General features: G+C 59.9%; 9 protein-coding genes and 2 pseudogenes. 5 read left to right on the top strand and 6 right to left on the bottom strand.

Annotated features, from left to right (window positions below; all coding sequences use genetic code 11):
• Window positions 1–263: 263 nt before the first annotated feature.
• A complete protein-coding gene (locus ACTJLC_RS31355) occupies window positions 264–1,193 on the bottom strand; it encodes a LysR family transcriptional regulator (RefSeq protein WP_310133592.1) in 930 nt (309 codons plus the stop codon).
• Window positions 1,194–1,406: 213 nt separating this feature from the next.
• On the opposite strand from ACTJLC_RS31355, the gene ACTJLC_RS31350 reads away from it, so the two are divergent.
• From ACTJLC_RS31350 to ACTJLC_RS31330, 5 genes and pseudogenes are all read left to right on the top strand, one after another.
• Window positions 1,407–2,816 carry an MFS transporter gene (locus tag ACTJLC_RS31350; protein ID WP_440846325.1) on the top strand — a complete coding sequence of 470 codons (1,410 nt, stop codon included), beginning with the start codon at window positions 1,407–1,409 and terminating at the stop codon, window positions 2,814–2,816.
• The gene (locus ACTJLC_RS31345; protein ID WP_083083819.1) at window positions 2,813–3,343 is read left to right on the top strand and encodes a GAF domain-containing protein; all 531 of its coding nucleotides are present in this window, start codon (window positions 2,813–2,815) and stop codon (window positions 3,341–3,343) included. Before ACTJLC_RS31350 ends, ACTJLC_RS31345 begins: the two co-directional genes overlap by 4 nt.
• Window positions 3,344–3,355: 12 nt before the next feature.
• Window positions 3,356–5,176 (top strand): CocE/NonD family hydrolase, encoded by a 1,821-nt coding sequence (locus ACTJLC_RS31340; RefSeq protein ID WP_310133597.1) that lies wholly within the window; start codon window positions 3,356–3,358, stop codon window positions 5,174–5,176.
• A gap of 27 nt (window positions 5,177–5,203) precedes the next feature.
• Window positions 5,204–5,320, top strand: a pseudogene (locus ACTJLC_RS31335) (IS3 family transposase); the annotation flags it as partial.
• Between the two features lie 463 nt (window positions 5,321–5,783).
• A complete protein-coding gene (locus ACTJLC_RS31330) occupies window positions 5,784–6,476 on the top strand; it encodes a hypothetical protein (RefSeq protein WP_440846323.1) in 693 nt (230 codons plus the stop codon).
• Window positions 6,477–6,530: 54 nt separating this feature from the next.
• On the opposite strand, the gene ACTJLC_RS31325 is transcribed toward ACTJLC_RS31330, so the two are convergent.
• The 5 genes and pseudogenes from ACTJLC_RS31325 to ACTJLC_RS31305 form a co-directional block, all read right to left on the bottom strand.
• Window positions 6,531–6,797 (bottom strand): DUF6984 family protein, encoded by a 267-nt coding sequence (locus ACTJLC_RS31325; RefSeq protein ID WP_440846321.1) that lies wholly within the window; start codon window positions 6,795–6,797, stop codon window positions 6,531–6,533.
• Between the two features lie 377 nt (window positions 6,798–7,174).
• Window positions 7,175–8,050 carry a LysR family transcriptional regulator gene (locus tag ACTJLC_RS31320; RefSeq protein ID WP_440846319.1) on the bottom strand — a complete coding sequence of 292 codons (876 nt, stop codon included), beginning with the start codon at window positions 8,048–8,050 and terminating at the stop codon, window positions 7,175–7,177.
• Window positions 8,051–8,410: 360 nt separating this feature from the next.
• Window positions 8,411–8,741, bottom strand: a pseudogene (locus tag ACTJLC_RS31315) (ABC transporter substrate-binding protein); the annotation flags it as partial.
• Window positions 8,742–8,810: 69 nt separating this feature from the next.
• Entirely contained in the window at window positions 8,811–9,155 is a 345-nt protein-coding gene (locus tag ACTJLC_RS31310; RefSeq protein WP_310133604.1) for a DUF3088 domain-containing protein, read from the bottom strand.
• A 101-nt stretch (window positions 9,156–9,256) separates the two neighbouring features.
• On the bottom strand, window positions 9,257–10,474 hold the full coding sequence (locus ACTJLC_RS31305; protein ID WP_440846316.1) for an acyl-CoA dehydrogenase family protein: 1,218 nt from the start codon (window positions 10,472–10,474) through the stop codon (window positions 9,257–9,259).
• Between the last annotated feature and the right edge of the window lie 250 nt (window positions 10,475–10,724).

Raw genomic sequence — 10,724 nt, 5'->3', positions numbered from 1 at the left:
CGATGGGGATGGGCTCGCGCCCCTGCGTTCGACATGGCTGACTGGCTCCGTCAATCTAAACGCGCCCATCATGCTTTGGAAAAATCAGCATCGGGAAACGGTCGGGCCGAGTCGCTTACGACAATCGCGCTCTCAAAAGGGTTAAGTGATGCGAGCGTTCTACGTCATCCTTCACGGACGAAGCGGGCAAAAGGACGGACCGACCTCAATGCACCGCGTTTTCAGGCTGCGCACGGTGACAGGCAAGGGTCGACGATTTTCTGCTAGATGAACTCGAAGTCGGACGCCGGCACTCCAATTTCGGGCAGACGGTCCCTTGCTGTCCGCACTACCGCTTCGGCCAGCCGACGGACGGCGAACGAGCGACTTTTCCCGACCGGATAAAGAAATCCATACTCAAGCGGAATCTTCACCGAAAGTCGCTTCATCGCGAGGCCGCTCGCTCCACTCGAAAGCGCAACGAACGGGTCGGCCAGCGCGACGCCGAGACCTTGCGCCGCTAGTTCGCAGGCAATGAGTCCGTTGGTCGCCTCGAAGCGGATGTCGGGCTTCCTCTTTTCCTCGCGAAACATCCGGTCCAGACTCTGGCGCAACAACGACCTGGAATGCGTCGCCACCAGCGCCGTGTCGTACAGATGCTTTGGCTGAATGACCTTCAGCCTGGTCAGGGGATGCGTCGCGGCCATGACCACCACCACGGATGTCCGCAGAAATGGTTCGGACTCGACCGCCGGACTGTCCAGGGGAAGTATCCCAACGCCAATGTCGAACTGCTCCTGCGTAATCCACGTTTCGATATCGAGCCGCACGCGAGACGCAACCTCGGCTGTCAGGTTCGGTATCTCCCGCGCCACCGACGACAACGCTGGCGCGACCAACGCCTTTGTCACATGCGGGGCCGTGAGGATGCGCACGTGGTCAGAAGAACCGGAGCGAATCTGCTCCGCCGAGCGACTGAGCGACTGCAGTTCGCCCATGACCCGGTCCACTTCCTTGTAGAACCGCCATCCCTCCGGTGTTGCGCGCAGCCTTTTTCCGGAGCGGCTGAAAAGCGCGAAGCCGAGCGATTCCTCGAGCGACGTCAGCAGCCTGCCCACCTGGGGCTGCGTTCGACCCAGCCGGTCTGCAGCCAGCGTCACCGACCCGCACTCGATGAACGCCCTGAAGGCTTCCAGTTCCTTCACGTTGAGCACGCGGCTCTCCTTAAACTATTTTCGCATGACCACAATTGTTTTTCGCATTTGACGCATATTAGCCGACCTCGTTTAATGACATCAAGCGCGCAGAGACCAGTGCCGTGCGACACGTCGGAAGCTCTTTCTTCCTGGAGAAGGCCGGGTTTCCGCTTTGGAATTTCTTTCGGACCCGGCGCACCCGGAGATTCGAGCAGTACCTGGAGATGAGGCATGTCCAACGTCGCAGCGCGACTCGAGCGTTTACCATTCTGCGGCTTTCACAGAAAGCTGCTCTTCATGGGAGGACTCGGCTATACCTTTGATGCGATGGACTCGTCATCAATGGCGTTCGTTCTTCCTGCCATTAGCAAGGCATGGTCGCTATCGTCCTTCCAGACCGGGCTGATTGCCAGCAGTACGTACACGGGCTTCTTCTTCGGCGCGCTGCTGGCGGGGCTGTGTGGTGACCTGCTCGGCAGACGGTTTGTGATGATGACCGCGCTCGTCATCTTCTGCGTTGCGTCGCTAATAAGTTCGCAGGTGGACCACTGGCAGGCGTTCTACGCGATCCGGATTTTTGCGGGCTTCGGTGCTGGCGCCGAAAGCGCTATCGTTGCGCCGTTTCTTTCCGAATTCGTTGCCCGCAAGTATCGCGGGGCCTTCACCGGAGCGCTCGCCGGATTTTTTGCCATTGGATATGTCATTTCGGCAATTCTGGGCAACCTGATAATCCCTCACATGGAGAACGGCTGGCGCGTGGTCGTTGTCATTACCTCGCTGCCCATCTTCATTCTGCTGTGGTGGCGCCGCGCGCTTCCCGAATCGCCCCGGTGGCTCGAGAGCCGCGGTCGGCTCCAGGAAGCGAACGCCACTCTCGACAGGATTGAGGCGCAGGTGCTGAAAGAGGGGCGCTCGTTCGAGCCGGTGCCCGAATCCATCCTCAAGCCGGCAGCCCCCACGGTCCAGGCATCGTTCTTTGGCAACCTCGCAGCAATCTGGTCCAGGAAGCTTCGGCGCACGACCGCAATGTCGTGGACGATGTGGTTTGCCATCGCCTTCAGTTACTACGCTTTCTTCACCTGGATTCCCAGCCTGCTGGTCCAGCACGGCATGACGATTACCAGAAGCTTCGGATTCTCGCTGCTGATGTATATCGCCCAGATTCCGGGCTACCTGTCGGCCGCATATCTCAACGAACGCTTCGGCAGACAGGCCACGATTGCGGGGTACATGGTCCTCGGCGGCGTCTCTGCCGTTGGGATGGCATTTGCCAACGCTCCCTGGCAGATTGCCTGCGCGGGTATCTGTCTGTCGTTCTTTATGAACGGCACGTTCGGCGGTATCTATGCCTACACGCCGGAGATTTTCCCGACCTATCTTCGGGCGACCGGCGTGGGTACGTCATCTTCTTTCGGTCGCATTGGCGCCATCATCTCACCCATCATGGTCGGGATGATGTATCCGGTGCTCGGATTCGCCGGCGTGTTCGGTGTCACGACCTGCGTACTGCTCGTTGGAGCGCTAACCGTGCTGGTGTTCGGTGTTCCAACGCGAGACCTGGCACTTGAAGAAATCTCCCACGGGGATGGCACTCCGGCGCCGGGCGGGTCGCTCGCAGACGTGCGCCGAGGCGACGCATGACGCCGGAAAAGCTACTCGCGGAACTGGCGGGTATCGCGTCGGCTCACGCATGCGTCGAACAACCGCGGGCCACCCTGCAAGCGCTTGACAGCGCGGTGAATAGCCTCGTTGGCCGGAAGCTTCTGACAGTCCTGACAGTCAACGAACGACGCGGCACGGTCACGCGGGCATTCAGCAATATGGGCGACAGATATCCGGTCGGAGGGCACAAGTCCATCGCGCAGGCGCCTCGACTGCGTGCTGTCCTTGGCACCGGTGAGCCGTTCGTTGGCAGGTCGAGGGACGACATTCTCGCTAACTATCCCGACGCGGACACCATCTTCGCCGCGGGGTGCGGAAGCATCCTGAATTTCCCGGTACGTTGGCGGCAACAGGTCGTAGCGACCGTGAACCTTCTCCATGACGAAGGATTCTACGACGACCATCACGTCGACCTGGTCCGTTGCCTGGCTCATGCCGCTCTTCCGGCGTTGCTGCTTGACACACCCAACTGTCCGGACAACATCAATAACACTCGCACCTTCTAACAGGAAACCGACATGTCTGACCGCGACGACAAGGGCACAGCATGGGTGGTGCCGCCGAGCCAGTATCTGGCGTCACGCCCTGAGATGTTCGACCTTCCGGCTGCGCCGCTGTCGCAATACATCACGATGCGTGACGGCTGCCGGCTGGCAGCGGACATCTATGTGCCACAAGGCGAACACGCCGCAGAACGATTCCCCGCCCTCCTTATCTTTACGCCTTACTACCGGCGATTCGCGACTCATGGCGATGTCGCGGAAGCTGCGCCCGCCGCAGCCCGATACCGTGACTTCTTTGTTCCGCGAGGCTATGTCGTGGTCGTGGTCGACGTCCGTGGCACAGGCGCCAGTTTTGGTACGCGCGATGCCCTGCGCTCCCCAACTGAGCGGGATGACTACAGAGAGGTCGCGGAATGGGCGATTGGGCAGCAGTGGTCCGATGGGGTGCTCGGCTCGACTGGCATCTCGTACGTCGGCGCTGCTGCCTGTTTCCTGGCAAGTACCGGTCATCCGGCCGTGAAGGCGATTGCGCCGCTATTCGCTGTGTCCGACATCTATAGTGAGCAGCTCTATCCAGGTGGTCTGCTCTCGAAGGTCTGGACCGGCGCCTATGACCGCCTGATGCTTGCCATGGACCACGACCGGCGCGACCTGCTTGGCGCATTTTCGTACTACGCAGACCCCGGCCTGAAAGGGCCGCATCCCGTGGACGTGGATGTTGACCGGTCTCTGCTCGCTGCGGCGATTGGCGAGCATTCGAACAATTTCAGTCTGCACGATGCGGCGGCTGAATTTTCGTTCCGCGACGAGGGAATGCTGCACGACCCATTATTCAATCTTGCGGTGTGCAGCCCATATCACTACCTCGACCAGGTGCCGCAGGATGTGCCGATCTACTCGGTATCGGGATGGTTCGATGGCGCCGGGTACAGCAATGGGGCGATTACCCGGTTTCTGACCAGACACAACCCGCGTGACAGGCTTCTACTTGGAGCGTGGGACCACGGAGCCCGGACGAACGTCTCCCCGTGGCGTGAGGAGGCCGCGCCTCAATACAATCTGCTGGCCGAATTGCTTCGCTTCTTCGATGAGCATCTCGCCGGCAGGGATACGGGTCTAAGCCGGGAAGCGCCTGTGCACTACTTCAACATCCACGCAGAGAAGTGGGAAAGCGCTCCAACCTGGCCGCCAACTGAACACACAATCACGCTTTTCCCGACCGCGGGCAGACTTCTCACCAGCGCGCCGGCTGAAGAGAGCGTCGACACCTATCAGGCCGACTTCTCGACAACTACGGGCGCAAACACCCGCTACGAGCGCCTGGGCGCGGCGGGAATTGTCGACTACTACCCGGACTGGAGTGAGCATTGCTCCCGGATGTTGAACTACGATACCGCAGTGCTCGACGAGCCCCTGTCCATGATTGGGCACGCCGTAGCGAAGCTGAGAATGGCTATCAATGAAGGCGATGCGTCCATATTCGTGTATCTCTCCGAGGTCGCCGGGGACGGTTCGGTTTACTACATCACCGAAGGCATGCTGAGAGCGATTCACAGAAAGGTCGCTCCCGCGCCAGCGAATTACCTCACGACGTGGCCGTTCCGGACGTATCACCGTCGGGACTCCGCGCCGGTCGAAAAGAACGTGGTCGACGACTACGTCGTGCCGTTACTGCCTGTTGCGTGGACTCTGGCGAAAGGTAGTCGTTTGCGCGTCTCCGTGGCGGGAGCTGACGCCGGCCATTTCGTGCAGACGCCGTACGGCCGGCCACCTCGATTCAGACTCGCCACAGGCTCGGGCGGAACGTCAATCGAGGTTTCGACAAAGGCAGAGTGACTGTCCAAGATTTCGTCCGCACCCCCGCAATTCATTGCGGTAGTTGACCCTTACATCCGCTGGTATAACACCAAGAGGATTAAGGTCCCGCTTGGCTCACTCAGCCCGCTCGAATACCGGGAGAGTCTCCGAATTGCGGCATAAAATCAGTTCAGGATTTTTGCCGCACCCCCATCAATCGCCGCGCCCAGTGTCAGGATGCGCTACAAGACTCCATATCGATAAGACAAGGATGGCGATTGGCGAAATATTCGAGAAACGCCGCCCGATTGACAGGCTTGTTCACGATCTAGCCGGTTTCTGGAGCGACCCAGTGCACCCGCATTACGTTTGTTGCGATGTCCACTCACCCACGATCGTATGCGTCATGATGGATCCTCCGGCTGAGTAGGCCAATGGTCACCGATTTCTATTCGGTAGCCATCGCTGGCCACCGATGTACCGCTGACGCTGCATGTAGCGATGGTGGGGGCGTTCATATCATTCACTTTGCTCTTGGGATGCGGCCTTTAAGCGCGGCCGGCGACGGTGGTGAAGGAATATTGCGGGCGATGTATGCCGACCGCATCGGGTAGCAGGCGGCCGAGGAGCCGTCATTGGACTGAGCGTGCTGGATTGGCGACAATCTGAAGCATCGAACTTTGGGTACTTCGACATGGTCGTTAAATTCATCCTCGAAATCATCGATACGAACACGGCGTGTCCTGCAAAAAGCTTTGCGATCGAACTGCCGGATCCGTCTGTCCTTTCCTCTTTGTTGGGGGACGAGGATTTTGAGGCACATTGCGTCTATGAGTTAGACGCGCACGATACAGCTAAAATCTCATCGCATTTCGGTTTCCCGACCGGGGAATCGGTCTCAGCAATTCTGAGACCCAGTGATTGGCTTGATGAACTTCCTTACCAGATCCACACAAATCGGGAGCTTGCGCTGATGCTTGACGGCGCGAAACCCTTTGCCGCTTTCTGCGAAGAATATCCAGCCTTGACAGATGGCAGTGGAATTCCAGAGCGGCTGTTCGACCGTTATGTCGCAGTTGGACGTTTTGTAAAGAGAGAATACGTCGAGACAAAGGTCCTCGAAGGCTACCGTACAAGGCGCGTTTTGTATGCACGACCTGATGAAGCGTGGCGGATCGACGCCTACATACTTCTTTGGCACACAGGAGAAGTGACTGGCTGGAACGAGTCACTTGAACGCATGGAGGGGTTCCTTCTAGGTTACGAGGAGTGGCAGACAGACGCGTACATCCTCGCGTCCAAGGCGCGAATGGGTGCAAGTCAGCAAACCACCTCATGACTGGCGATGGTAGTAACTTGACATCCCCTCAAGCGTATGCTCGCCAGTGCGCGATCAGTCGGGGCCGGGTATAAAGCGCTGCCAGTTGGTCGGCATTTGTCGGATTGGACTTCCGTCGATCTTATATACCTCGATCTCCTGACAGCGTCCTTGAACAACGTGTAAGAGCACGCTGATTTGTACGCCGTCTGTGTCAGGACCGTAAAGCTCTGTTGGCACACGTGACGTGACCGGGGCGGAAGCCGATTCCTCGACGCGCAGCTCGAAACTGCCATCTTCGTCGATTAGCCGAACCGTGCAATGCGTAAGTTGATCTTTCACTTCCGCGGAAAATCGGCAATCGTCAATTCGGCCATCAATTGCCTTTCGAGCTCGGTGGGGCGTCGAAAATTGTTCACATCGGTGCTTCGATACATTTGACCTCCCGTCGGCAGACTCCGAGCGTGGAACGCACGCAAAAGGTGATTCTGTCACGGCAGTAGCGGCGAATTTTGCGGTCCCAGACGGTACCTTCCACACCTCTCGTAGCCGTAAACACTATCTGATTAACCCGGTCGGTCAAGTCCGTCCGCTTTGGAGAAAGCTTAAGGACCGTTTCGGGTCGGCTAGAGGCTGTCATATCATACCGTCACCAGCGGCCGCGCCATGACAACCCTCGTCGCAAATGAAGAAACAACGATCGACGCCAGAAAGAAGAATCAGACGCCTTTCAGCGCGGCGCGCACAAACGGGACGAACCGTGACGTAACAGGATTTTTCTGCGCATCCGCCCACACAAGCCCTACGCGCCATTTCGCGTGTCTTCCACGAAGCGGTAGGACTGTAGCGTCCCGAAGCAGATGTTGCGCATGCGAGGGAACGAACGCGACGCCAACTCCAGCAGCGACAGATGCCAGGACAGACTGCACATCCTCAGCCTGTTGCGTCACGTTCGGTACAAAGCCCTGTTCGCGACACCATGCGTCGACTTGAGCCGCGAGTCCAGGCCCACGCGCACGCCGCAAGGCCAGGAAACCCATTTCATTCAGCTTGCCAAAATCGGCGGGAAGACGCACGCGCTCAAGGCATGGGGGTAACGCCAGCGCCAGTGTCTCGTCGATGACACGAAGAGACGAGAGGCCCTCGACCGAGGGCACCCGCATAAAGCCCACATCCAGCTTCCCCGCCAAAAGGCGTCGGGTTTGCTCAGCGGAAGACAGGTCGCTCAACGCGACGGCAATGCCCGGATACTGCCGACGGAAGTCGGCAATGATCTGCGGCGCGATCATCAGCACGGACAGACAAATGCCGATCCGCAAATGCCCACGCCTGCCGCTGCCCGCCTCTCGCGCACGCGCGAGAATCTCGTCCGCGTCGCAGACGAGCGCTTGCGCATCGGGTAGGAAAATTTCCCCGAACCGCGTTAGCTCCGCGCCATGCCGCCCCCTTTCGAACAGCTTCGCGCCCAGGCTCGCCTCCAGCGCGCCAACCTGTTTGCTCAACGCCGGCTGACTCATATGCAGAGCCTCCGCCGCGCGCCCGAAATGACGCAACTCGACGACCGACAAAAACGTTCTCAGCAGTTTGAGTTCCATTCCGCGTTGTTATCGTACGGATCAAATCATTCATTTTACTAATCGATGATGGAGTCGTTCAATACGGGATTAAATCTTTTCACACGCAATGACTCATGGCCTCGACAAACCCTAAGCGTCACCCACATCGGCTGGCCCGCACAGATGTCCCAGTTGACGACCGCGCTGGCGATCCCGATCCTACGCAGAATCTTTTGGTTGGTCGGCAGCGCCGCCCTCGTCGCCCTCGTTTCGCCAGCGTACTCTCGGCAGACGATGGCCACGTTCAGGCGGGCGCGATCGCCGTGACCTTCGCCGTCGTCTCTCGCAAACGATGGCCGCGCTGAACCAGGCCGTTCCCCGAGGCCGCGGTTCATGATGGCCGTCGTGCCATTTGACGTTCTGCCGCAGCGTGAAGGTGTATTTCAGACCGTCCGGGTTGACCGTCCATGCGGTGGCCAGTTGCGGCTTCGGGCGCAGATCGAAGTCATACGCGAGCAACCCCTCCAGCACCTTCGAACTCGCGACGAGCGCGGGATCGGTGGTCCGAAAGATCGACACGAGCACGGGCGGCGCCGGATTGATCAGCATGTTCAGCGTGCCGCCCCGTTTCGGCGTCGCCGCCCTGCGCGAAAGTCAGCGCCGGCATGCCGGCGGCCGCGAGTGCCGTTCCCGATGAAATCAGAAAACCGCGTCGATTCAGCCCTGCCATGTGATTCAGATCCTTCTAGCCCATGGTTGGCCGGTCACGATAAAGCCGCTGCGGCAGCAAAAGAACCGGTCAATGCACCTTCGGAAAGCCGTGACGCTGCGCAAGCAGATCGAGAATACGGCGCGTGTCCGTCACGAAGCGCTTCTTGCCCAGCGCCTGGGCATCGGCGGGCGCGGGTTGCTCGTCGCCGAAAATCAGCACCGGCAGACTCTGATGCTCCGCATCGAGCGCTTCCACCACCGCGGCGCGCGGACGCGGGAATGGCAGGCGCCGAATATCGAGGCGCGCGCTGAGCGTGGGGTCGCTCGCGAGCAATCCTTCGATCGGCGCGCCGTCCGGGCAGATGAAACGTTCACCGGGACGATCCGGATCAGTGAAGCCAGGCTCCAGCAGTAACAACAAATCTCGGCTCATGGTCGTATAGGCTCGATGAGGGGTGAAGGGATGATGAGTGAATGAAAAGCGGCGAGCTCGCACCACCGCCTTTGAAACGGCTGCAGGAATTCTGCTGAAACTCAGAACACGCGACCTTCGGTCAGATGCGTCGTCACACCGTTCAACTCGTAATCGCCGATCACACGCGCTTTGTGCAGCAGCGGGTTGTGGCTGAAGATCGTGCGCAGATTACGCCAGTGACGATCGAAGTTGTGCGCGCGTCCGGTCGCTGACGCACCGCCCACTTCGAAGAGCCGTTCGCCCGCGTAGAGCGCGAGCTTGCTCACCACCAGTTGTGTTTTCGCGGTGGCTAGCGCGCCGTCCAGCACCAGTTCTTCAGCGTTGGCCGCGCCGCTGCGGATCGCATCGGCGGAACGGTCCAGCGTGCGCGCGTTCTGCGCGACCAGTGCGTCGATCGACAGGCTGTGCGCCGCCAGATCGCCCACTACCTGCTGCACGAATCCGTCTTCGCGCGCCGACGGTGCCGGGCTATGCAGCACCGGACGCCCGTATTGCGTCACGTAACGCCGCGCGTTCGCGAGAATGTTGCGGACGATGCCCGCGGCGACCGCCACCAGATGCAACTGCCGCAGCGCGCTGCCATGGCGGCCAGCGAGGCTCGTGTAGCCGCGCGTAGCAATCTCATGAGCGAACACCTGCACGTTGTCCAGCACGAGGCTGCCGCTCGCGGTCATCCGTTGGCCCATGCCGTCCCAATCGTCGACCACCGTCAGCCCTTCGCGCGCAACCGGAACCACGATCGACACCTTCTCGTCGTTCTCGTCCTGCACGTTGATCCGCGCATAGTCCGAAAACGCGGTGCCGGTCGAATAGTATTTCTTGCCCGATACGCGGAAGTGCTCGCCGTCACGCACGAGCTTCGTGACGATCTCGCCAGGCCGCGACGTGCCCAACTCCGTCGACGCGCCGCCGAAAATCGCGCCGCCGCGCACCCGCTCGATCTGCGTATCGTTGAAATCGGAGCGCGGCGACAGCAGCAATTGCTCGGTCAGATCGTAGTGAATCCGCAGCGCGTGCGCGACGTTCGACTCGTGCGCGGCCAGCGTTGCGATCACATGAATCAGATCTTCGACGGAACCGCCGAGGCCGCCCCACTCGGCCGGAAAACGCAGCACGCCGAGACCGGATTCACGAAACACCGCAAAGCGGTCGAACGGCAACTCGCGCCGCAATTCCCGTTGCGCGGCGTCTTCGCCGATAGCCGACGCGAGCGTCGGCAACGCGCCAAGCGCCGCATCGAGTTTCGCCCGCGCTGCGATGTCCGGAGAAACCTGCATGCGTTGATTCCTTGTAAGAGCGCACGGGTGACAACCGATGCGACGGACCAGTATAGGGACCCAGCGGATCGCGCAAAACCAGCAATTCAGGCTATGCATATGCGCGATCGTGAAATGCGAATCGCCGATAAGGTGCGTAATTCGTGGAAGCTGGACACGCGTTTCGCGTGAAGGTGGACAGCGGTTTCGCGCGAAGCTGGACGTTCGGAGCGCAGCGACGCGGGGGTTTCGATATTTACTCTGACTGCTG

It is taken from the genome of Paraburkholderia sp. 22099, from assembly GCF_052045835.1.
Classification (GTDB): Bacteria; Pseudomonadota; Gammaproteobacteria; order Burkholderiales; family Burkholderiaceae; genus Paraburkholderia; species Paraburkholderia terricola.
This window is presented reverse-complemented; position numbering and strand designations above follow the sequence as displayed.

Excerpts from the sequence above, each read along its gene's own strand:
- ACTJLC_RS31350 (WP_440846325.1), top strand. The coding sequence starts at position 1,407 with ATGTCCAACGTCGCAGCGCGACTCGAGCGTTTACCATTCTGCGGCTTT.
- ACTJLC_RS31340 (WP_310133597.1), top strand. The coding sequence starts at position 3,356 with ATGTCTGACCGCGACGACAAGGGCACAGCATGGGTGGTGCCGCCGAGC.
- ACTJLC_RS31345 (WP_083083819.1), top strand. The coding sequence starts at position 2,813 with ATGACGCCGGAAAAGCTACTCGCGGAACTGGCGGGTATCGCGTCGGCT.
- ACTJLC_RS31320 (WP_440846319.1), bottom strand. The coding sequence starts at position 8,050 with ATGGAACTCAAACTGCTGAGAACGTTTTTGTCGGTCGTCGAGTTGCGT.
- ACTJLC_RS31310 (WP_310133604.1), bottom strand. The coding sequence starts at position 9,155 with ATGAGCCGAGATTTGTTGTTACTGCTGGAGCCTGGCTTCACTGATCCG.
- ACTJLC_RS31305 (WP_440846316.1), bottom strand. The coding sequence starts at position 10,474 with ATGCAGGTTTCTCCGGACATCGCAGCGCGGGCGAAACTCGATGCGGCG.